The organism is Niallia oryzisoli (genome assembly GCF_043641075.1).
GTDB classification, from domain to species: Bacteria; Bacillota; Bacilli; order Bacillales; family Cytobacillaceae; genus Bacillus_BD; species Bacillus_BD oryzisoli_A.
Map to the genome: position 1 here is coordinate 1,194,306 of NZ_JBHZRC010000001.1, position 22,850 is coordinate 1,217,155.

Genomic DNA, 22,850 nt, shown 5'->3' on the forward strand with positions numbered 1-22,850 from the left:
TATGAATAATTTATTCATGTTCAAAATTAAACAGGAACGCATAAAGATCTTTTCATTATTTTTTAAGTTTAGCACTGCCCTATTTCACATATAGAATATTTACGTTACAATAACATTATTGTTTAGGAGGTTAAACTTGTGGAACATTTAATAAATCGTAAAGTCAAAGAAATAGAAATTTCCGGGATTCGTAAATTCTTTAATCTGGTTGCTGGAACAGAAGGAATGATATCCTTAACAATTGGTCAGCCTGATTTTCCGACACCTACACATGTAAAAGAGGCCGGTAAAAAAGCAATTGATCATAATTTCACCTCTTATACTCATAATGCAGGCGATATTAAACTACGAAGCGCTGCTTCTCAGTATATGAAAGAAAAATATAGTCTTACTTATGATCCGGATTCAGAAGTAATCGTCACAGTTGGTGCGAGTGAAGCGATTGATATTGCATTCCGTACGATTTTGGATGAAGAATCTGAAGTCATTTTGCCAGGACCTGTCTATCCGGGCTATGAACCAATCATTAAGCTTTGCGGTGCTAAACCTGTTTATGCAGATATTCGCAAAAATGGATTTCGCTTCACTGCAGACGTGATTGAATCTTACATAACAAATCGAACAAGATGCATCGTGCTTCCTTATCCCTCCAATCCAACAGGAGTTAGTTTAAGCAAGGAAGAATTATTGAAGATAGCTGAACTGCTTGCAGAAAAAGAAATCTTTATTTTAGCTGATGAGATATACAGTGAGTTAGTATATGATCATCAGCATGTATCGATTGCTTCATTTTTAAGGGAGAAAACGATTGTCATAAACGGATTATCAAAATCACATTCCATGACTGGATGGAGAATCGGGCTGTTATTTGCACCAGAAGCCATTGCAAAACACATTCTAAAAGTTCATCAATACAATGTTACATGTGCTACTTCTATCTCACAAATGGCTGCATTAGCGGCTTTAACAGAAGGAAAAAATGATGCTTTGCCAATGAAAGAGGCCTATCTTGAACGCAGAAATTATGTTTATAACCGCTTAATTCAAATGGGTCTTGACGTCCAGAAGCCCGATGGTGCCTTTTACTTTTTCGTCAAGCTGCCAACCGACCAGGTTTCTTCTTTTGACTTTTGTCTTCAGCTGGCAAAGGAGGAGAAAGTTGCTGTTGTGCCGGGAAGTGCATTTTCAAGCTATGGAGAAGGATACTTTAGGCTGTCTTTTGCTTGTTCTAAGGAAACATTAGAGGCAGGTCTAAATAGAATCGAAGCATATATAAAAAAAGTGCAGGCTTAATGCTTGCACTTTTGTCTTTTTTCTATAAACCGCCTTTATATTTGCCGGCATTTTTTGATGCCTTTTCCTTTTTTGCTTTATCACTGTGAATCTTATTTGTATCGGTACTGCCAAATTCATGGGCAAACTCTTGATTAATTACAGCTGAGTCAAAGCCCTTTTTGTTTTTTTGCTGTGGGTCATTCTTTTTATTTTTCTTCGCCATGTTTAGAACCTCCTTGTATCATACACGATTAGTGTTGATTCCAAGGCAGCTCTTTATGCAATATTATTGCTGCCAATATTTATATAGCGCTTGTGTTCCGCTGTTTTCCTCTCCATTTTGCGCAAGTGTTTCATACATTTTTTTCGCTAAAGCAAGCCCTGGTGTCTCCATTCCCATTGCATCAGCCTCCTCAAGCGCAATTGTCATATCCTTAATAAAATGTTTGATGAAGAACCCCGGTTCAAAGTCCCCATTTATCATCCTTGGTGCCAAATTAGATAATGACCAGCTTCCTGCGGCTCCGGAGGATATGCTCTTTAATACGACATCTGGATCAAGACCAGCTTTTTCTGCATAAACAATTGCCTCAGAGACGCCAATCATATTGGAGGCGATAGCAATTTGATTACACATTTTTGTATGCTGCCCTGCACCTGCCTTTCCTTGGTAGACAATATTTGTACCTAGATGGTTAAACAGCGGCTGTAATGCTTCATATACTTCCTTTTCACCGCCAACCATGATTGAAAGTCTTGCTTCCTTTGCACCTACATCTCCGCCGGAAACAGGTGCATCTACAGCATACATGCCCTTTTCCTTTGCTGCATGATAGATTTTCTCAGCTAATGTAGGAGTTGACGTTGTCATATCAACCACATATGTATTTGATTTCCCATGTGTAACAATACCTTCTTCACCCAAATAAACCTGTTCAACATCTTGTGGATACCCAACGATTGTAAAAATAACATTCGCTTTTTTAGCTATTTCTTTTGTCGAATCCGCCCAGTCTGCCCCTTTTTGTAACAGTTCCTCCGCCTTTTCCTTTGTACGGTTGTATACGATGACAGGATAGCCTGCTGCTAAAAGGTGGCCCGCCATACTTTTACCCATTACACCTGTTCCAATAAATCCGATTATCGTATTTTCTGGTGTCAACACTTCTTTATCTCTCCTTTCAAAACTCATTTCTATTGTATCATTACTATTTAAAGGAGAGGAACATTCATGTACTCTTTTGCCCTATTCAATAAACGAACCAATTGAAAAAAACCGACTGGTATTTCAGTCGGTTGGAAATTAGATAAATTTTTTCATTACGCTATAACTATAAAGTACTATTTTTCAATAGCCGCTTTCACTGCTTCAATTACATCATTTGTTGTACTCATTTGTAGAGCCTTTTGCGCTAACTCTTCCATTTCCTTCTTAGAAAGACGTAGAATTTGAGAACGGGCTTTTAGGATAGAAGTTGCGCTCATGGAGAACTCATCAAGACCTAAACCAAGTAGTAATGGTATCGCTGTTTCATCTCCTGCCATTTCGCCGCACATTCCTGCCCATTTACCTTCCTTATGAGCTGCGTCAATAACCATCTTAACTAGTCTTAAAATAGCCGGACTATATGGTTGATAGAGGTAAGAAACCCGCTCATTCATTCTGTCTGCAGCCATTGTATATTGGATTAAGTCATTTGTTCCAATACTAAAGAAATCAACTTCTTTTGCAAATTGATCTGCCATTACAGCTGTTGAAGGAATTTCCACCATGATGCCAAGCTCGATTTTGTCTGAAACTGTAACACCTTCACTGATAAGCTTTTGCTTTTCTTCTTCTAAAATAGATTTTGCAGCCCTGAATTCATCTAAGTTGGCAATCATCGGGAACATAATTTTTAAGTTACCAAAGGAGCTAGCACGTAATAAGGCACGTAATTGAGTTCTAAAAATATCCTGTTCTTCTAGACAAAGTCGTATCGCACGGAATCCAAGGAATGGATTCATTTCCTTTGGTAAGTCTAGATATGGAAGTTCCTTATCACCGCCGATATCAAGAGTTCTTACAACAACTGGTTTTCCCTGCATTCCTTCAAGAACAGCCTTATAGGATTCAAGTTGCTCTTCCTCTGATGGAAGTTCATTTCTGCCCATATAAAGGAATTCAGTACGGTATAGGCCGATTCCCTCACCGCCATTGTTGATAACGCCTTCTAAATCATTTGGAGTTCCAATATTCGCAGCCAGCTCCACATGTTCACCATCAGCTGAAACTGTTTTTTCATGTAATAGCTTTGCCCATTCTGCTTTTTGTTCTTCGTAGCGAATCTGCTCTTGTTTATATTGTTCAATTACTTCTTCACTTGGATTAACATGAACTTCACCTTTTAAACCATCTACAATGATTACATCACCATTTTGAATATCCTTTGTTGCTGTTTTAGTTCCAACAACAGCCGGAATCTCCATTGAACGAGCCATTATGGCAGAATGTGAAGTACGTCCGCCAATATTGGTTGTAAAGGCTTTAACATATTTACGATTAAGCTGTGCTGTATCTGAAGGCGTCAAATCCTCCGCTACAATAATGGCTTCCTCTGAGATCATACTAGGATTGACGATCTTAACTCCTAATAAGTGAGAAAGCATCCGTTTTCTAACGTCACGGATATCTGCAGCTCTTTCCTTCATATATTCATTATCCATTTGTTCGAACATGGAAATAAACATATCTGTAACTTCTTTTAAAGCATGTTCTGCATTCACTTTATCAGTTTTAATTTTATCTTCAATTGGGTTAATTAATTCTGGATCATTTGCAATAAGCAAATGTGCTTCAAAAATAGCAGCCTTATCTGCACCAAGTTCTACATTTGCTTTTTCACGAATAGCTTCAAGCTCAGTCTTCGTAATGGCAATAGCATCCTGCAAACGCTTGATTTCTTGTCCTTCATCTGTAATGACTGTCTTTTCGAATGAAAGATCCGGTTCAACTAAACGGTAGGCTTTTGCAATTGCTATTCCGCTTGACGCAGCAATACCTTTTAAAAAGCTCATTATTCTGCCAACTCCTCTTTATGTAAAGTTTCTATTAACGAATTTAATGCGAATTCCTCATCCTTGCCATCAACAAAAATGGTGATATCCGCTCCTTTTCCAATCCCTAAGGACATGACACCCATAATGGATTTTAAATTGACCTTTTTCCCTTTATATTCAAGATGAATTTCGGAATCAAATTTACCCGCAGCCTGCACAAGCATTGTAGCAGGACGTGCGTGTATCCCTGTTTCAGCAATCACTTTAAATTGTTTTTCTATCATATAAAATCAATCTCCTTCTTAAAAAGATAAATTTAAGATGTCAGGGCAAATGGTTCTGTTGCTATTCTTGAATAACAAAGGGATAATCATATTCTTTTGTTACAGAGCAAACTATACACGTAATTTCCTATTTAGTATTATGCACCATACTAATTTTACTCCTGTAAAATTAATGTATCCCCTTTTATTATATTATTTAACTATACTGAACATCTCCTTGTAGTAGGATAGCATTTTCAACAAAAGCTATAAAGCTTTTTGATGCATGTTCTAATTTTCAATTATTAAACCGCTTTCATATGCTGTATAATATGGAAAAACTATAATAGCCTGTTAACTTCTCGCTTCTTCTAAATAATGATATAAAACGTCACCGCCCCTTTGCGCAATTCCTCGGAAATGTTTAAAATCATCTCGTTGCACTATAACCTGCCGGAAAGCTAGGAAATCTTCTTTCTTAACCATAAACTCACTAAGTTCTCCGTTCCTTAATCCATCTAAAATTTGAGACACTTCTTCAGCAGTCATTTGATTCACTCCATCTAGTTAAAATTAAGAAATAATCGTATGGTCATTTCGAACATCATTATCATAGAAATATAATTAAATAAAATCAATGTAAAAAGGAATAAAAATCCTTTACGAATAATAAAAAGTAAGGCAAAATAGGTAGTAAATTCGTAAATGAAGGAGAGATAACAATTTTGAGAATAGCAGAGGTTGGCAATATCATTGAATTCAAAGAAGGATTACAGGGAATTGTTGAAAAGGTAAATGAAAATTCCGTTATTGTGGACTTAACCTATATGCAAAACTTTCGAAACCTAGAATTAGATGCACGAACCGTCGTAAATCATAAAAACTATAAGATTATTAAGGAATCAGTGAGTTGATATTCAGAATTTTCGTTCAATGAAATGAAAATGTTTTCATTTTTTTTATTTACTTCGTTGACTTAATCCTCCTGCTAATTTCCGATTTATATGCAGGAGGATTGACATGATGTTCTAATAAAAATCGTGGAACAAGCCTATCAGATCTTTAGCTGTATATTCCTTGCAGATGCGATTAGGATTCCTCCCCTTTATTTGCCAATTCCTTAAATGATTTGACTTTCCCGTGAGGATTTTGATCTTGCTTTCTTACGGTCCATGCTCTTTCTTTCTCCCTTTTTGCCCTAGTCATTTTGAACTCCCCTTTATTCATATTCCAACAACGTAAAATTTCGCTGTTGTTATCACTATCATTTGCTTTTATGTCCTAATTTATCACGCAAAGGCAGCAACGAAAGAATAGTAACTCTTTCTATCCCTTTTCTACCCACACTGCGTTATTTTTGGTAAAATAATGGAGGTCAATATGAAAGGAGCCTTGATGTGAGAAAAATTACGATCGATTACCGCATCCTATTTGGTTTAATTCTTGCCCATTTTTTTATGTATATAACTTTTCAAGATAAAGCAATTTTTTGGTATATGTTCACAGCAACGATGTTAATCTTAATGAGTTATGCTATCCTTCATGAAAAATCTGATCAACAGGCATCTTTTTTAACATTCAGTGTTTATGGAATCCTCTCCGGTCTTATTCTCTTTGCGTTTTTTTGGACAGGTAATTTCCTTATTCACTTTTTTCATTTACCATTTAATCAAGAAGTTTCAAGGCTTTACTTACATTTTGCGCCAAAACAAATTTGGCACTATATTGTTCTTTTACTCTTTATTGTTCCTGGAGAAGAGCTGTTTTGGCGTGGATTTATGCAAAAAAGAATGTCCAAATTAATGAATGTAAAATACAGCGTCCTGTTAGCTTCTGTATTTTACGCGTCTATTCAAATCTATTCAGGCTATTTTATCCATATATTAGCAGCACTTTTTGCAGGATTATTTTGGGGTGCTCTCTATGCGTGGAAAAAAAGTTTATCATTGGTCGTTGTATCACATTTGACCTTTGATGTTCTTATTTTTATTCTTTTGCCATTCCGTTAATAAAAGAAGTAAGGTAACATGAAGCTGTGCCGATAAGCTTATTACACATCGGATGAAACTTTATACATACTGAGGGAGGAGCATACATATGCGTCGATTCATACAATTCTTTATGATAATAGGAGTTCTTTCACTGTTATTATCTGCTTGCGGGACATCTGGTTCGGAGAACACAACTGATACAGCAAACAATTCTGAACCGGCTAAGGAACAAGATATGCAAGTCGAAACAAATGATAACCATATTGAAAAAGATGATAAAACGAATGAGCCATCACAAAAGAATGAACTGGAGCAAAATAAAAGTGAAGCTGGAAACAATAATAACGGAATAACAGAGGATCAGCTTCCAAATGATCAGAAGCTCGTGTATACGTTAAATGGAGAGGAAAAAGAAGAAACTGCTGTGTTTACCAATAGCGAAAACCAGGATTTCTCTATTTACATTCTGCCTGCATATGAATTAACAGCAGAGGAGCCTTACAAGGATTCTCTTTTCTTAAAAGAAAATGATCATGTTTTTATGAGAATTGAACTTTTATCACCCAACACTGATATTACATCGTTAAAAGAAAATACAACAGCACAGCTTAAAGTTGTTAATGAAGATGTTAAAAACATTGCTCCACCTGCAGATGATATGCTAAAAGATGCAACAGTTCTAGAAGCCTCAAAAGACGGAGAAATCGTAACTGCCTATTTAATTAAACAAGAAGAAGCCATTGTCAAATTAACTCTATTTACAACAGAGCAGTCTGATCACCGAGATGCTCTGCTGCAAATGGCAAAAACGATTAAAGCTGGAAAAGCAGTTGAATAATAGACTCATTAACTTTAAGGGTGTCTCCTAGACACCCTTATTATGATTATCCTCCGGTTTCATCCACAATAAGATAATAAACACTAAACTGACATATCCAAATAAGGGATATAAATAGGAAAGAAGCCGACTGTACTCAATTAGACTTAACAAATATGAAACAATAAAAATGCCCGCTACAATGACCATTTTTGGGAAAGGTAAGTACTGCTTTAATTGTTTTTCCAAACCGAAAACATTTCCAATCACAGAAGTGAAAATTTCCCCATAAATAATCAAGACAAAGATCCAATGTAAACCTGGTATTAAATTTTTCATAATGATTGCCATAGGAATTTCATATGAGGAAAAATTAGGCAGCATGATTAAAGTGAAGTGCCCGGCAATTAGGATAGCTGTTAATGCAGCACCTCCTAGTATTCCTCCCCATTTAATCGTTCGTTCATCTTTTACCTCAGATGCTACAGGCACAAGTACTGCCTGGGCCAGTGATAAATTCAAAGCGGTATACAAAAATGGGGAAGCAACTGCTGACCAGCCATCCTTTACATACGGAATATATAATAATTGCTCCATGAAGTTAGGAATTCGTAATGAACATACCATTAATATCAAACTAAATAATATCATTAGCGGAACAACAAACGTATTTACCGCAAACAGGCCTTTAATTCCCACTAACATAACAAAGATTGATAAGATGATTGTTATAAGAACACCAAGTACTCTCGATAACCCAAGCTGTTCTTCAAATACAGCACCTGCCCCTGAGAGCATCACAGCACATACTCCAAGCAGCATAATTAATAATAATAAATTGATCACTTTTGCTAACGTTTTTCCAAACAAATATTCATTGAATTCTTCATAGGACACCGCGTTAATTCGTGCTGAAATCACCATTAACTTAGAACCTAAAAAGATAAGAATGTAACCTGACATCAACATACCTATTAATCCTATAAAACCGAATCTGGAGAAAAACTCCACAATTTCCCTTCCTGTTGCAAAGCCAGCTCCTACTACCGTCCCTACATAAACGGCGGCGATTTGGACAGCTGCTCCCCAATTTGTCTTCAAATGACTCCCTCCCTTCATTCACTATATGATGGAAAGGACAAACTATGCCTTCCTGAAATTGGATTGACAAAAATCCACAAATTATTATGCAAACCTCTTGAAAGTCAAAATTGGTCAGAGTATAATCAAATCATCAAAGGTCAAAGATAGTCAAAGTCAAATTGAAAGGAGAATGTTTATGCTTTGTCAAAATTGTGAGCAGCGTATCGCAAATATCAATATGAGATTAGTATTTAATGGAAAGGAAAAGCAGATGCATCTCTGCCAGACTTGCTATGAATCCCAAAAACAAAAAATCGCCGCGAACTTTAGCCCATTCCATGGACTAAAAGGATTTAATGAAATGCCAATCGATGATTTATTTTCTACTATTCATCAGCAGCAAAACCCAAATCATCAAGACTTTCAGTTACATTCCTCTAATCATTCAGCAGGTGGGTTTCTGGATCAATTTGGGCGTAATTTAAATCAAATGGCGAAAGCAGGATTAATTGACCCTGTTATTGGCCGGGATGAAGAAATTGCTCGAGTGATTGAGATTCTCAACCGTCGTAATAAAAATAACCCAGTTCTAATAGGAGAACCAGGGGTAGGAAAAACAGCAATTGCCGAAGGACTTGCCTTACAGATTGAAGAGGGCTCGGTTCCCGCAAAATTAAAAAACAAACAAGTCTATTTATTAGATGTTGCATCATTAGTAGCAAATACAGGCATTCGTGGTCAATTTGAAGAACGAATGAAGCAGCTAATCAATGATTTACAAAAACGTAAGAATATCATTCTATTCATTGACGAAATTCACTTACTTGTTGGTGCCGGGTCTGCAGAAGGCTCAATGGATGCAGGGAATATCTTAAAACCAGCTCTTGCCCGCGGGGAACTGCAGGTTGTTGGCGCAACAACGTTAAAGGAATATCGTCAAATTGAAAAGGATGCCGCTCTGGAACGCAGATTCCAGCCCGTACAAGTAGCTGAACCATCTGTTGAAGCAGCAATCGAAATTTTAACTGGTCTGCAATCGAAATATGAGGCGTTCCATAACGTAGCCTATACAAAGGAGACATTAGAGGCATGTGTCAAGCTATCACATCGCTATATCCAGGATCGATTCCTACCAGATAAAGCCATAGACCTGCTTGATGAGGCTGGATCGAAGCTGAACCTAGCTTCAAGCTACACTTCTACAGAAGAAATTGATAATCGATTAAAGGAAATTGCAATTGAAAAAGATGCTGTCTTAAAAGCAGAAGAATATGAAAAAGCAGCCAAGCTTCGTGAAGAAGAGAAACAACTGGAAAAAGCCTTGAACACATCGAATCATCATGACCGTCCAATCGTAGATGTTCACCACATTCAAGAAATAATTGAAAAGAAAACAGGGATTCCAGTTGGAAAATTACAGGCAGATGAGCAGGTTAGAATAAAGGAACTACAGCAGAACCTCGCTGCAAAAGTCATTGGTCAAGAGGAAGCTGTAGAAAAAGTAGCTAAAGCAATAAGACGCAGCCGGGCAGGACTAAAATCTAAACACCGCCCAATTGGATCATTTCTTTTTGTTGGACCGACTGGTGTCGGAAAAACAGAACTAACCAAAACATTAGCTGAGGAATTATTCGGCACCCAGGATGCCATGATTAGACTTGATATGAGCGAATATATGGAGAAACATAGTGTTGCTAAAATTATTGGTTCACCTCCTGGATATGTCGGTCATGAAGAAGCAGGGCAGCTGACTGAAAAAGTACGTCGTAATCCTTACTCCATTATACTCTTGGATGAAATTGAAAAGGCACATCCGGATGTACTTCATATGTTCCTGCAAATTCTCGAGGATGGTCGTTTAACTGACAGCCAAGGCAGAACAGTTAGCTTTAATGAGTCCGTCATTATTATGACAAGTAATGCCGGAGTCGGCGACAGAATGATCGAAGTTGGTTTTAACAATAATAGCGCATTAAAGGAATCAACTATTTTACAATCACTTGGTGATTACTTTAAACCTGAATTTTTAAATCGGTTTGATAGTATTATTGAATTTAAGTCATTAGAGAAGACACATCTTCTGCAAATTGTTGACATCATGCTTGAAGAATTAAATGATAGCTTAAAGGAACAGCAATATACACTAACTGTCAAAAATGATGTAAAAGAAAAACTGGTTGAACTTGGCTACCATAAGACCTTTGGTGCCCGTCCTTTAAGACGTGTAATTCAAGACAAATTAGAAGATAAAATTGCAGATTATATTTTAGAAAGTCCATCAAAAGCTGAACTGGAAGCTCTGCTTCTGGATGATCAAATTGTCATTAAAGAAAAATAACCTTTTAGAACAAGAAAGGAGTCACAGCTCGTGACTCCTTTTTAGTTCTCCATCAGTACTCTTTTAAAGACAGCCCTATTTTTTTCATTAAGGTTATGGCAGTTTCCTGCTCTTCACTTGTAAGTACAGACATAATTCGTTCGATCTCATTTCGATGTGATGGAAAAACCTGCTCAATTAGTTTTTTTCCTTGATCCGTAATGCGAGCAAACGTAACTCTTCTATCCTCTGCGCAAGCAACCCGAGTAATATAATCCTTTTTCTCCAATTTATCAATTACATACGTCATGCTTCCACTTGCCAGCAATATTTTTCCGCCAATCTGCTGTAATGGCTGATCGCCTTTGTGATACAGCAATTCTAACACTGCAAATTCAGTCGGATTTAATCCATACCGTTGAATTCGTTTATTTACATGTTCATTTACTGCGCGATATGCCCGCGACAGAACAATAAATAGTTTTAATGATTGATCATTTTCAGTTCCCATAGTGTAACCTATCCTTTTATTATAGTAATAGTAATAAATAAAGTATAAAGTATAAACAGAAAATAGTCCCACTCTTTAAAACTTAATTATAAAAAAATGACTATTCCATGTCAATTTATCCTGAAAGTATATTAGAAAAGTGTAACTATTAATTCTCCTATCGATACTTCGTTATTATTTTGATATAATACCAAAAGTACAACATTGGAGCCTACAGTATATGAAAAAAAGAAGCATTCTAACTATATTATACATCATGATTGTGTTACTGCCTCTTATTTCTACAACCTTTTATTATTCAAATGAGGTTAAAGAAAAAGATAAAACGGAAAGAATTCAGCATGCAAAATGGGTTGCAGATATTCATGAAAAACATTGGAATTCGCTAATTAGTGAGTCTGTTACAATCATGGATATGCTGTCTGTTACTGCAACATCCATACGCGAGATGCCTAATCAAATGGAAGGCATCCTATACGAAACAAATGAAACAGACCCACGGTATAGCGGGATTTATTTATTAGATTCAAATGGCAATGCATTAGCCGGGAACACATTACTGTTAAAGGATAAAAGCCTATCGTCCCAAACCTATATACAAGAGGTTATTCGTACGAAAGATACCATTATTTCTGACCAAAGTGAAAAGTTATCAAATGGACAGGATGTGGTTGGTATTGCCAAGCCCGTTCTAGATGAGAATCAGAAGCTTATTTTTATCATTGTTGCCTATTTAAACACTGACAACATTCAAAATGTGACTGAAATGTTAACACCTGATGATCAATTCTTCATTACAAATTCAGCCAATAAAACGATAATGTTTGTAAATGGTAATGGAAATAGTATGAAGAATCATGAGCACTATTCCCTTCCCATTGAAAGAATTCCTTGGAAAATTAATGTCATTATCCAGGATGCCGACAAACAGGCCCTTCGCTGGAAAATCATTAATTTTTCCCTAGTAATCTTTATTCTAGTCCATATTGTATACTTTTTAACCTATCATTTTCTATTGCAAAGACAAACAGCACAGCAAAAAAAGGAAAATGACCTTCATAAGCTTGAATTAGTTGGGACATTTGCCGCAAGTATTGCACATGAAATTCGTAATCCACTGACAGGAATCAAGGGGCTTGTCCAATTACTAAGTGAAAAATATACTTCGGAAAAAGATCAAACCTATTTTACCGTAATCGATCAAGAAATTAATCGTATTAATGAAATCGTTAGTGAATTTTTGATTTTAGGGAAGCCATCTGTCGTAAAAACCGATTCCATTAATGTAAATGAAATTCTGTTAGATTTAATGCCTCTCATTCATTATGAAGCGAAAAGGCATCATCATGAATGTGAATTTACTATTCCGGATTATCCAATTTTCGTTACATGTTCAAAAGATCAAATGAAACAGGTTATGCTTAATATTAGTAAGAATGCTATTGAGTCCATGAAAACAGATGGAAAATTAACCATTAACCTTGAGCTTATAACCAATGAATGTCATCTTTCAATTATAGATAACGGAATTGGTATTTCACCAAAAGAAATGAAAAAGTTATTTAAACCATTCTATACATCAAAGGAAACTGGAACCGGCCTCGGACTTGTTGTCTGCAAAAGAATCATTGATTCATTTGGAGGCACAATTACCATTGACAGTAAGATAAATAAAGGGACAACGGTTACCATTTCACTTCCTGTGACAGAAGAACATGACCTTCCTATTATGGATGGTAATTGATCCCTATGGCGGATGCTTTAAAAAGGTATCAGACAAGACGCAGATTACTCGCCTTGTCTGATACCTTTTTTTTCCTAGCATGCAATAAATAGTATATAATGTTCTTTAACTTAATTAGTTTCCTATTTTCATAACGTATCAGTAGAGGAGGTATATCTTTTTGAATCAATCGGCATCTACATCTCTCGCTCAAACGGTAAGTCAGTCGAAAACAACCTATAATATATTGGTGATTATGGGCCTTTGCCATTTATTGAATGATTCCATACAGTCGGTAATCCCGGCGATGTTTCCAGTTTTGGGAAAATCAATGGATCTTAGTTTTACTCAGCTTGGCTTTATTGCCTTTTCGTTAAATATCGTCTCTTCCATCATGCAGCCCTTTATTGGTGCCATTGCAGACAAAAAACCGCTCCCCTATGCACTGCCCATTGGTATGTTTTCAACCTTAGGAGGTGTACTTGGTCTTGCATTTGCTCCTAATTACAGTATGGTGCTACTTTCTGTCCTTTTTATCGGACTTGGATCAGCAATTTTTCACCCGGAGGGATCGCGTGTTGCTTATTTAGCTGCAGGTCCTCGAAGAGGCTTAGCTCAATCGATATATCAAGTTGGGGGTAACTCCGGCCAGGCATTAGCTCCACTAATTACGGCCTTGATACTTGTTCCATATGGTCAGATAGGTGCTGCCTGGTTTACAATTGTTGCTGCTGCTGCAGTAGGTTTGTTAAGTTATATTGCCATATGGTATTCTCGGAAACTAAAGGCGATTAATTTCATTGAAAAATCAGCGGGGACAGCAGGCAGACAGGAGTCAACATCAGTCTCAAGAAAGCTGATATTTTCCGTTGTCCTTATTTTATTTTTAATTTTTGCAAGGTCCTGGTATGTAGCGGGCATTACAAATTTCTATACATTTTTTGCGATAGAGAAATACTCTTTGACCATTCAACAGGCACAAATGTATTTGTTCGCCTTTCTCATTGCGGGTGCACTCGGTACTTTCTTCGGTGGCCCAATGGCCGATCGGTTAGGCAAACGAAATGTCATTATTGCATCCATTCTTGGTTCAGCACCACTTTCAATTTTGATTCCCTATGTCCCTTCTTCGATTGCCTTTATTTTACTATTGGTTACTGGGTTTATTTTGATGTCGAGCTTCTCCGTAACCGTTGTATATGCCCAAGAATTAGTTCCAGGGAAAATCGGTACGATGGCTGGTCTGACAGTCGGGCTTGCCTTTGGAATGGGAGCTATTGGTTCAATCGCACTTGGCGTCATTGCAGATCATTTTGGACTTCTCACAACATTAACCATTACTGGCTTTTTACCATTACTGGGCGGTCTTGCATTTCTTTTACCGGCTGATAAGAAAGCTGCAAGTAATGCTTAATAGATAAATGTAAAAACAAAAAGAGCCGAAGAAGGAGGATCATCCGCTTCGGCTCTTTAAAATTCGATCATTGTATTCACTGCTTCGTTATTTTTACAAATAGCTCTTCTTTCTCACTATCACTGAAAAGTCTTTCTCCCATTGGAAATAACACATTTTCTTCCTTCATAAAATGGGAGATTAAAAGGGAATGAGCCTCGCTGACAAGCATAGAATGTGAAAGTATTTCCTCATCAGTTGCTCCTCTAACAGCTCTTGTTAGAAAAGCTTGAATCAAAGCCTTGGCCTGCTCATGCTCATATTCCATCACTGCAATTGGTCCACCGCTTTTTCCGATATAACTCTCAAGCATTGGAAAAAGAACATTCTCTTCTTTCTCTGAGTGTGTTTCCAGTTCCTTATAAAAGGCAGTGACCTTTCCTGTTAATGCAGCAAACGTTTCCGCTTTCTCATCTTGCTTATCCAGTAATTGAACCATTTGTAGCAGTTCATTTAATTGCTCCCTAAGGACAACATGCTCCTCCAATAGCTTTTCAAAGCCCCTGCTAAACTCAACCGGCCCATTTCCCATTAATGAACTCATACACCCTTCCATAATGTTTCCCCTTTCAGTACAGCAGTTTTCATGCTTCAGCATGTAATAAAATATACACAATTTGATTAACTCTGGTAGTGATAACTATCACACAAAAATTGCCTTCCTGTCGAAACTTTTTTTCTCTAAAAAAAATGTCTAATATTGCGATTCTATTTACAATATTGAAAATTATTGCAATAATTCAACAAGGGTAGTTTACAAAAATGAAAAATAGAAGAATTGTTGGGGCAGGAGGAAGTTCGTTGCAAGACAAGAAAAAGACAATATTAACTGAAATTCAAAAGAAACGAGAAAAGATGATAGATTTAGCCCAAAAAAAAGGTCTAACTAATAATGACACAATAAAATGCAGCCAAGAATTAGATCAGTTGATTTACCAATATCAATCTTCTTTTCGCAAAAATCGGCGGCAAAGAGGTGAAATAAAAAGTAAAAGAACGATAAAATATATGCTGCTATGGTCAAAGATAGCAGTTACCTCATAACCTATAAAGAATTCCCCCACTTTTACATTTCATCCAAAAAAAGTCGAGAATTGATGTACTGACTCATCAAATTCTCGACTTTTTTAATTTACTTTACTACAATAGTGGACTTTCGTGTTTGGCCTTAAGAATCTGCCATCTTCTTTCAATTTCCGCTTCAAAGTCTTGTAGTAAATGTTTATTTTCTTCCTTTAACATATGCTTAGTCTTACCCATAAACGCTAGCCAATCGGACACTGGAATCCGTTTCTTCTTGGCTTCTGGATCATACGTAATGGTTGTTTCTCCCTGCTCTACCTCATAGAGAGGGAAGAAACATGAATTCACTGCTGCTCCAACAATTTTTTCTCCATCGCGGTCGTTTGACTTCCAATTTAATGGACATGCGATCAGAATTTTCCCATAAACAGTACCCACATTTTTTGCATACCATTGTGCTTTTGCTGCTTTTTTCACTAAATCCTGCGGGAATGCTTCTGTTCCAGTAAAAACATAAGGAATATTCGTAGCAGCCATGATCTGCGCAGTGTCCTTATGATGGAATTTCTTCCCTTTTTGTGCACGGCCCACATTTGTTGTACTTGTCATATGACCTAATGGTGTTGAATAGGACATTTGCGATCCGGTATTCATGTAACCTTCGTTATCATACTCAAGCATGATTAGATGGTGGCCGCGCAATGCTGTTCCGATCGCAGAGCCCATACCAATATCCATTCCGCCATCACCTGTAATCATAACGAAAGTAGCATCCTCGGATACTTCAATTTCTCCGCGCCGCTTCATTTCAAGAAAGGCATCGACAGTACCAGACAGTGTGGCAGCACCGTTTTGGAAAAGATTGTGGATCATCGTTTGCTTATGTGATGTATAAGGATATGCTGTTGTCGTTACATAGGCACAGCCTGTTTGATAAAGAACAACTACATCCCCTTCAATTCCTTTAAAGAACAATTCTAGTCCACCAAAGATACCGCAGCCTGGACAAGCTCCGTGTCCTGAACCAAGGCGTTTTGGTTTTTCTGTTAAAGCACGCAACGGTGGAATCTTCACTTTTAGTTTATGTGTCTCCGGATCCGGTGTTACGTCAATCAATCCAGAATTATACACATCACCATGCTGTGGTTCGATAACAGGCTTTAACACTTTTTCAGGATCACCAGGTACAACTCCAAAGTAATCAAATGGTTTTTCAGCATATCCCTTTTCAACCGCTTCTAATGTCATTTCAAAGAACTTTTCAGCATCATCAGCGTAGAAGTCTGTTCCACCAAGGCCAAAAACTCTGCTTAAGACAATCGTCTGGTTCTCGCGATCTGATTGAAGAGCCGATTTAATTTCATGTGTTAAATTGGCTCCGTTTGCACCAAATGAATCTGCGCGCTCACCAACCAGCAATCCCTTTACATTCTTTAAGGCTGTACGAATTTCATTAGCCGGGAATGGACGAAGAATATTTGGACTAATGACACCTGCTTTTATCCCTTGAGCACGTAATTTATCAACGACATCCTTTGCAGACTCTGCAGCCGAATTTAGCAGAAATAATGCCACTTCTGCGTCATCCATTTTATATAAATCAAGAACAGGATATTCTCTTCCTGATAATTTTGCGTACTCAGCTGCGACTTCCTTGAATACTTCACCGGCTGCATAGAGTGCCTCAGATTGTTGGAAACGGTTGTTCATCAAGTCTTTGCCGTCCATATGTGCGCCGATTGTTACAGGCAGTTTCGGATTACGGGCAAAGTTATACTCTACAGGACACTCCCCAACAAAATCCTGTACCACTTTACGATCAGAAAAATAATTCACCTTACGTTTTTGGTGTGATGTCCAAAAACCGTCATAGGCAACAATTACCGGAAGTCGTACTTTTGAATGCTCGGCAATTTTCAAGGCCATGATATTCATATCATATACAGCCTGAGGTGTCTTTGCTGTTAAAATGACCCAGCCAGTATTTAATCCAAAATACAAATCAGAATGGTCACCACGAATATCAAGTGGACCGCTCACTGCCCTTGTCACGAGATTCAATACCATTGGAAACCTTGTCCCAGATTGCACGGGCAGCTGTTCAATCATATATAAAAATCCATTTGCACTTGTTGCATTAAACACACGTGCACCTGTCACCGCAGCACCATAACAAATTCCTGCAGAACCATGCTCACCATCTGCAGCAATTAATTGGATGTCATGCTCTCCTCTAGCCTTCATTTGGTCTAAATACTGAGCTACTTCTGTTGAGGGTGTAATTGGAAAATACCCCATAATGTGATAATTAATTTGTGCAGCTGCCATTGCAGCCATTTCATTTCCAGATTCAAACGTTGTTGTTTGATCAGCATATGAAATCACTTTTAATTCTTCTTCTTTAATAGCCATTACATTACCCCCCCAGTTACATATGGAAAGTTATGCTTTACGCGATTTTCTTCTGCATAACCAATGGTTTCACGTAAATCCTTCAATGCCGTTGTCGGACATGCCTCTACACATTTCAAGCAGCCTTTGCAATATTGATAGTCAATCCCCTTAAGGAACATTTGTTTTCGGCCGCGCTTATCCTCACCAGCTTCCCATACAAAGCAAAAATCAGGACAAACGGTATCACATTGAGCACAATGAATACATTCTTCGCGATTATATTGTGGTAAAAAGCCTTGTCTTGAACCGCTTAAATCCTTCAGAATACTGTTTCCCTGAGCGGTAATGGTTCCGCCAATCTCCTGGGTGTTATAGCCAAGTAGTGACAATGGCCGGGAAAATGCTTTACTTTCAGCATCCTCTGGTATTTCCAGCGTTTTAAATCTCACCTCATTATAGCCTCTATCAAATGTTCGAATATTTGGCTCCACTAAATGAGGATATTTCTTTTCAAAGGTTTTACGGATAACCATACGCATATCATCCGGGTTTAGAAAGTCACAGATTTTAAACAATGCACCAAGCATAGCAGTGTTTACCTTTGTTTTTTCCTCAACTGCAATTCCTAAGGCATCGACGATTGCCAATGTACCATATTCCAATTTTAAATCTTTTTTTACATCATCAAATTCTCTTGTTGTATTAACCAAAACAATTCCATCAGGAGTCAATCCACTGACAACATCTACTGTTTTATACAGAGCTTCGTGGAAAACCCCAACAACATGCGGTTCTTCAATCGGGCTGTGTGCGCGAATTTCTACATCTGCATCACAATAACGAACAAAGCTTTTAACCGGCGACCCTTTTTTTTCAGAACCATAGGAAGCAAAGTTAGAGCCGTTTAATCCAAGGCCGAGTACTCCAGCCTCTGCGAGCATCTTTCCAGCCAAATTCGCACCCAATCCCCCAATGGATTCTAAGCGAATTTCGAAAAATCCTAAATCATTCTTTTTTGGTAAAATAGACATTATTTTTCCCCTCCCATTGGCAATAACAGTCCATTCATATTGATTTGATTCTGCCTTAGCAAAAGACTTATACAAAAACAGTTTCCTGTAATTTACTAGAAAGCTATTTTCGAAGATAACGAATGGTTTAATCTACCAAGATTTATTTTAAGTGAAATTTTTTTTGTTAGCTGTGACAAATATCAATCATTTTTCAAAAATAATAATGTATGTCCCTTTATTTTTTTGTAAAATGTTTAATGGCAGGAGAGTTTACTACAATTTTATTATTCATTGACATAGGAATTATTATCATATGACAATTATTAGAGGAGTTTATAATTTTGTTACAAATGGCTGTTTTTATAGTTTTTTTCTCTGTTGTATGAGAGAATTTGTTTAGTTTTTTTCATTTATAACATGGATGGATTACTATTTTTTTGTCTTATTGGCTAATATGAATGATGGTTAGAAATTACATTTGGAGTTTACCTAAATGGGGGATTCGTATACTATATGAAACAGCGTGAATTTTATTTTGATAATGCAAAGTTTATTTTGATCGTCTTTGTCGTATTCGGCCACCTGCTTAGAACATTTATCGAAGAAAACGAGATTATCTATTCGCTGTACAAAGTGATTTACACATTCCATATGCCAGCCTTTATCTTAGTTTCCGGATTCTTCGCTAAAGGATTTAGAAAAAAAGGGTATGTAATAAAAATAGCAAAAAAGCTGATATTGCCATATCTCGTTTTTCAAACGATATATTCCTTGTTTTACTATTTTCTCTATCAGGAACCAGAGTTAACCATTAATCCACTTGATCCGCATTGGTCATTATGGTTTTTAATCAGCTTGTTTTTCTGGAATGTCATGCTGTATGGATTTACTAGATTTCATTGGATGTATTCTTTATCTATCACCATAATTATAGCGTTATTAATTGGTTTTGCTGATTCTGTTTCCAATTATCTAAGTCTGTCAAGAACTTTTGTGTTCTTCCCATTGTTTTTACTTGGTTACTATTTAAAAAAGGAACACTTTTATCTGTTATTACAAGGTAAATTAAAATTAACCGCCTGTATTGTTTTTTTCATTGTCTTTACAGGTTTTTACCTTTTTCCAGAATTGGAGTATGAATGGTTATTAGGTTCAAAACCATATTCCGAACTGGGCGTTGATTCCATTACCGCTATGTTTATTCGACTTTGTGTTTATCTTTTAAGTATGATTATGGTAGCTAGTTTTTTTGCTCTTGTTCCAACTAAACGCTATTTTTTCACAAATCTCGGCAGGAACTCGCTTTATGTGTATTTATTACATGGTTTCTTTATCCGCTTATTCCGGGTAAGTGATGTAAAAGATTACTTTACGGATGGCGAAAGCTTTTTGCTTCTTGCTGGCATTTCGATCATATTGACATTTCTTCTTTCCAGTAAAACCATTACATCTTTTGCACAGCCGCTTATTGAGCTAAAAACATCAAAAACAAAAGAGCTGCTAAAGGAGTTTTGGTGGATTATCAAGTTTTATCGAAATAAAATCTTGAATCACCATTAAGAAGAAGATCGTAAAAAGCTCTTCCGATTGTTCGGATGAGCTTTTTATTGTGCTGAAGGAAAAGACATTCTAACCAAATTTCGTTTTTCTTTGATTATCAGATACAATAGTAATACAGATTTTTTTGAAGGAGATAAAGGGTATGAAAATTATATGTGCTACGTTAAACGCTAAGTATATCCATACAAATTTAGCCATTCGTTATTTAAAGGCCTATGCACAGCCTGAGTATGATGTGGAATTGGCCGAATATACAATAAAAGATCCAATCATGAATATCGTAACGGATCTTATCCGTAAAAAGCCTGATGTAATTGGATTTAGCTGTTATATTTGGAATATTGAAGAGACCATTAAAGTAATGAGAATGATAAAAAAAATTAATCCGTCTATTACCATTATGGCCGGAGGTCCTGAGGTTTCATACGATGTTCAGGAATGGATGGAAGCTGTCCCTGAATTTGATTTCATTGTGATCGGAGAAGGCGAGGAAACCTTTAAATCACTGCTTGGTGAATTAAAGGGAACCAATCAATTTGAAACGGTCCCAGGTATCGCCTACCGATTGCATGGACAGATACAGATGAACCATCCGCTTCATAAGCTTGATTTACGTGAATTACCTTCACCCTATCGATTTGAAGAGGATATTCCCCATCTTAGTAAACGGGTAACCTATATTGAAACTAGCCGGGGCTGTCCGTTTAGCTGTCAATTCTGCTTGTCATCCATTGAAGTGGGTGTTCGCTATTTTGATCGCGAAAAAATTAAAGATGATATCCGATATTTAATGAAGCATGGTGCGAGAACATTAAAATTTGTTGACCGTACCTTCAATATAAGTAGAAGCTATGCAATGGATATGTTCCAATTCTTAATTGATGAGCATTTGCCAGGAACGGTTTTTCAATTTGAAATTACCGCCGATATTATGCGTCCGGAAGTCATTGAGTTTTTAAATGAAGAAGCCCCTCCAAATCTTTTCCGTTTTGAGATAGGTGTTCAATCAACAAATGATTATACAAATGAACTAGTCAAGCGGAAACAAAATTTTGATAAGCTCGCAAGAACTGTTACCCTTGTCAAGGAAGGTGGAAAAATTGATCAGCATTTAGACTTAATTGCCGGCTTACCTGAAGAAGACTATCAATCATTTAGAAAAACATTTAATGATGTGTTCGCCTTTCGTCCGGAGGAATTGCAGCTTGGCTTTTTAAAAATGCTGCGTGGTACAGGGTTACGGATTCGGGCAGAAGAATACCAATATATCTATAGTGATCATTCTCCATATGAAATACTTGGAAATCGCGTCCTTCCCTTTGATGACATTATCCGTATCAAGCAGGTAGAAGATGTACTTGAAAAGTATTGGAACGATCATCGAATGGATTATACTGTGGAATATCTTGTTAACACCGTTTTTCCTTCGCCATTTGATTTTTTCCAAGACTTTGGAAGTTATTGGGAAGCACAAGGATGGTCAAAGATCGGGCACCAATTAGAGGATTTATTTAAAAGACTTGATGAATTTCTTCAATCATATGGAGTAAAGGATAAAGAAATTATCTATGACTTAATGAAGTACGATTATCTTGCCAAGCATAAATATAAACCGCGAAAACCATGGTGGGAGCCTACCCTCACAAAAAATGAAAGATCTGCTTTTTATCAGACAATTATCGATGATCCTTCCCTACTCTCGAACCTGGAGCTCGAAGAAAAGGATTTGTTCAAGCATACGATATTAGAGCCCATTTCATTTAATATCGACCAATATATACGCAATGGGACGATTGATCGTCAACCGCATATGTTATTCGTTTATTTTGATCCAAAGGACAATATACCGACACTTATTTCATTAAAAAACCATTCTGCTTCATTATCAAATTAATCAAAAAAGAGGGTGCACATTGCACCCTCTTTTTTGAGATTATCTTATTTTCGGTCCTTTAGCTTACCTTTATTTGTCATAAATGGAATTTCGTATTGTTTACTTGCATTCATATCACCAAACTCCATTCCAAACTCCACATTTGATGATGTGTTTCCTTGTTGTTTCTGGGTTGACTTTTTAATCGGTGTCACGATTAGCCTCTCCCCTCACGGCCTTGCTTTGAATTGCGATTTGCCCCTTTAATTGGACTTTCACCATGACTAAACTCAGCAGAAAACTCTGTTTCTTGACGATTTTCTCTCGGTGTCTTGCTGTGTTTTACAGCTGCATTAAATTCCGCTTTTCGTTTTGCCACTTTTATATCCTCCTAATGGTTTGTCATGCTACGTTAATGAATCACAGAGAACGTAACGACAAGCATATTTTCTGCTCATGCAGAGGATTTCATGCAATTTGAGTGCTTCCTATTTTTTCAGTACATAAAAGTGGAC

23 protein-coding genes are annotated in these 22,850 nt (G+C 37.0%); 10 read left to right on the top strand and 13 right to left on the bottom strand.

The features are described from left to right. Positions 1-138 precede the first annotated feature (138 nt). Entirely contained in the window at positions 139-1,293 is a 1,155-nt protein-coding gene (locus tag ACHUFV_RS06065; RefSeq protein ID WP_394232695.1) for an aminotransferase A, read from the top strand. Between the two features lie 22 nt (positions 1,294-1,315). On the opposite strand, the gene ACHUFV_RS06070 is transcribed toward ACHUFV_RS06065, so the two are convergent. From ACHUFV_RS06070 to ACHUFV_RS06090, 5 genes are all read right to left on the bottom strand, one after another. Continuing rightward, a complete protein-coding gene (locus tag ACHUFV_RS06070; protein ID WP_394232696.1) occupies positions 1,316-1,498 on the bottom strand; it encodes a hypothetical protein in 183 nt (60 codons plus the stop codon). A 63-nt stretch (positions 1,499-1,561) separates the two neighbouring features. After that, positions 1,562-2,467 carry an NAD(P)-dependent oxidoreductase gene (locus ACHUFV_RS06075; RefSeq protein WP_394232697.1) on the bottom strand — a complete coding sequence of 302 codons (906 nt, stop codon included), beginning with the start codon at positions 2,465-2,467 and terminating at the stop codon, positions 1,562-1,564. A 149-nt stretch (positions 2,468-2,616) separates the two neighbouring features. Further along, on the bottom strand, positions 2,617-4,332 hold the full coding sequence (ptsP, locus tag ACHUFV_RS06080) for a phosphoenolpyruvate--protein phosphotransferase (RefSeq protein WP_394232698.1): 1,716 nt from the start codon (positions 4,330-4,332) through the stop codon (positions 2,617-2,619). Next, complete coding sequence (locus ACHUFV_RS06085; protein WP_394232699.1) at positions 4,332-4,598, bottom strand: phosphocarrier protein HPr; 267 nt, start codon at positions 4,596-4,598, stop codon at positions 4,332-4,334. Before ACHUFV_RS06085 ends, ptsP begins: the two co-directional genes overlap by 1 nt. 333 nt (positions 4,599-4,931) lie before the next feature. Continuing rightward, positions 4,932-5,126: a hypothetical protein gene (locus ACHUFV_RS06090; RefSeq protein WP_394232700.1), complete on the bottom strand. Its 195-nt coding sequence runs from the start codon at positions 5,124-5,126 to the stop codon at positions 4,932-4,934. A gap of 176 nt (positions 5,127-5,302) precedes the next feature. Here ACHUFV_RS06090 and ACHUFV_RS06095 point away from each other — a divergent pair, with 176 nt between their 5' ends. Beyond that, a complete protein-coding gene (locus ACHUFV_RS06095) occupies positions 5,303-5,491 on the top strand; it encodes a YkvS family protein (protein WP_394232701.1) in 189 nt (62 codons plus the stop codon). A 175-nt stretch (positions 5,492-5,666) separates the two neighbouring features. Here ACHUFV_RS06095 and ACHUFV_RS06100 read toward each other — a convergent pair whose 3' ends face one another. Next, positions 5,667-5,783 carry a DUF6254 family protein gene (locus ACHUFV_RS06100; RefSeq protein WP_394232702.1) on the bottom strand — a complete coding sequence of 39 codons (117 nt, stop codon included), beginning with the start codon at positions 5,781-5,783 and terminating at the stop codon, positions 5,667-5,669. Positions 5,784-5,974: 191 nt separating this feature from the next. On the opposite strand from ACHUFV_RS06100, the gene ACHUFV_RS06105 reads away from it, so the two are divergent. Both ACHUFV_RS06105 and ACHUFV_RS06110 read left to right on the top strand, forming a co-directional pair. Then, entirely contained in the window at positions 5,975-6,586 is a 612-nt protein-coding gene (locus ACHUFV_RS06105) for a CPBP family intramembrane glutamic endopeptidase (protein WP_394232703.1), read from the top strand. A gap of 88 nt (positions 6,587-6,674) precedes the next feature. Further along, the gene (locus ACHUFV_RS06110) at positions 6,675-7,406 is read left to right on the top strand and encodes a hypothetical protein (RefSeq protein ID WP_394232704.1); all 732 of its coding nucleotides are present in this window, start codon (positions 6,675-6,677) and stop codon (positions 7,404-7,406) included. A gap of 27 nt (positions 7,407-7,433) precedes the next feature. On the opposite strand, the gene ACHUFV_RS06115 is transcribed toward ACHUFV_RS06110, so the two are convergent. Continuing rightward, a complete protein-coding gene (locus ACHUFV_RS06115; RefSeq protein ID WP_394232705.1) occupies positions 7,434-8,486 on the bottom strand; it encodes a YkvI family membrane protein in 1,053 nt (350 codons plus the stop codon). Between the two features lie 178 nt (positions 8,487-8,664). Here ACHUFV_RS06115 and ACHUFV_RS06120 point away from each other — a divergent pair, with 178 nt between their 5' ends. Further along, a complete protein-coding gene (locus tag ACHUFV_RS06120) occupies positions 8,665-10,806 on the top strand; it encodes an ATP-dependent Clp protease ATP-binding subunit (RefSeq protein WP_394232706.1) in 2,142 nt (713 codons plus the stop codon). A gap of 52 nt (positions 10,807-10,858) precedes the next feature. On the opposite strand, the gene ACHUFV_RS06125 is transcribed toward ACHUFV_RS06120, so the two are convergent. Further along, positions 10,859-11,296: a MarR family winged helix-turn-helix transcriptional regulator gene (locus ACHUFV_RS06125; RefSeq protein WP_394232707.1), complete on the bottom strand. Its 438-nt coding sequence runs from the start codon at positions 11,294-11,296 to the stop codon at positions 10,859-10,861. Between the two features lie 220 nt (positions 11,297-11,516). Between ACHUFV_RS06125 and ACHUFV_RS06130 the strand changes: the two genes are divergently transcribed. Together ACHUFV_RS06130 and ACHUFV_RS06135 are read left to right on the top strand one after the other, a co-directional pair. Beyond that, positions 11,517-13,040: an ATP-binding protein gene (locus ACHUFV_RS06130; RefSeq protein WP_394232708.1), complete on the top strand. Its 1,524-nt coding sequence runs from the start codon at positions 11,517-11,519 to the stop codon at positions 13,038-13,040. Positions 13,041-13,200: 160 nt separating this feature from the next. Next, positions 13,201-14,433: an MFS transporter gene (locus ACHUFV_RS06135; RefSeq protein ID WP_394232709.1), complete on the top strand. Its 1,233-nt coding sequence runs from the start codon at positions 13,201-13,203 to the stop codon at positions 14,431-14,433. Between the two features lie 76 nt (positions 14,434-14,509). Here the strand turns inward: ACHUFV_RS06135 and ACHUFV_RS06140 are convergent, their stop codons facing one another. Further along, positions 14,510-15,016: a hemerythrin domain-containing protein gene (locus tag ACHUFV_RS06140; protein ID WP_394232710.1), complete on the bottom strand. Its 507-nt coding sequence runs from the start codon at positions 15,014-15,016 to the stop codon at positions 14,510-14,512. Between the two features lie 218 nt (positions 15,017-15,234). Between ACHUFV_RS06140 and ACHUFV_RS06145 the strand changes: the two genes are divergently transcribed. Further along, positions 15,235-15,516 carry an aspartyl-phosphate phosphatase Spo0E family protein gene (locus ACHUFV_RS06145; RefSeq protein ID WP_394232711.1) on the top strand — a complete coding sequence of 94 codons (282 nt, stop codon included), beginning with the start codon at positions 15,235-15,237 and terminating at the stop codon, positions 15,514-15,516. Between the two features lie 96 nt (positions 15,517-15,612). On the opposite strand, the gene ACHUFV_RS06150 is transcribed toward ACHUFV_RS06145, so the two are convergent. Together ACHUFV_RS06150 and ACHUFV_RS06155 are read right to left on the bottom strand one after the other, a co-directional pair. Beyond that, positions 15,613-17,907 (bottom strand): thiamine pyrophosphate-dependent enzyme, encoded by a 2,295-nt coding sequence (locus ACHUFV_RS06150; protein WP_394232712.1) that lies wholly within the window; start codon positions 17,905-17,907, stop codon positions 15,613-15,615. Further along, positions 17,907-18,920 (bottom strand): 2-oxoacid:acceptor oxidoreductase family protein, encoded by a 1,014-nt coding sequence (locus ACHUFV_RS06155; protein WP_394232713.1) that lies wholly within the window; start codon positions 18,918-18,920, stop codon positions 17,907-17,909. Before ACHUFV_RS06155 ends, ACHUFV_RS06150 begins: the two co-directional genes overlap by 1 nt. A 495-nt stretch (positions 18,921-19,415) precedes the next feature. On the opposite strand from ACHUFV_RS06155, the gene ACHUFV_RS06160 reads away from it, so the two are divergent. Both ACHUFV_RS06160 and ACHUFV_RS06165 read left to right on the top strand, forming a co-directional pair. After that, positions 19,416-20,462 carry an acyltransferase family protein gene (locus ACHUFV_RS06160; protein WP_394232714.1) on the top strand — a complete coding sequence of 349 codons (1,047 nt, stop codon included), beginning with the start codon at positions 19,416-19,418 and terminating at the stop codon, positions 20,460-20,462. 142 nt (positions 20,463-20,604) lie between these two features. Further along, positions 20,605-22,356, top strand: coding sequence for a B12-binding domain-containing radical SAM protein (locus ACHUFV_RS06165; protein WP_394232715.1), 1,752 nt, complete (start codon positions 20,605-20,607; stop codon positions 22,354-22,356). A gap of 44 nt (positions 22,357-22,400) precedes the next feature. Here ACHUFV_RS06165 and ACHUFV_RS06170 read toward each other — a convergent pair whose 3' ends face one another. Both ACHUFV_RS06170 and ACHUFV_RS06175 read right to left on the bottom strand, forming a co-directional pair. Continuing rightward, on the bottom strand, positions 22,401-22,550 hold the full coding sequence (locus tag ACHUFV_RS06170; RefSeq protein ID WP_394232716.1) for a hypothetical protein: 150 nt from the start codon (positions 22,548-22,550) through the stop codon (positions 22,401-22,403). A 2-nt stretch (positions 22,551-22,552) separates the two neighbouring features. Next, positions 22,553-22,714: a hypothetical protein gene (locus tag ACHUFV_RS06175; RefSeq protein WP_394232717.1), complete on the bottom strand. Its 162-nt coding sequence runs from the start codon at positions 22,712-22,714 to the stop codon at positions 22,553-22,555. Between the last annotated feature and the right edge of the window lie 136 nt (positions 22,715-22,850).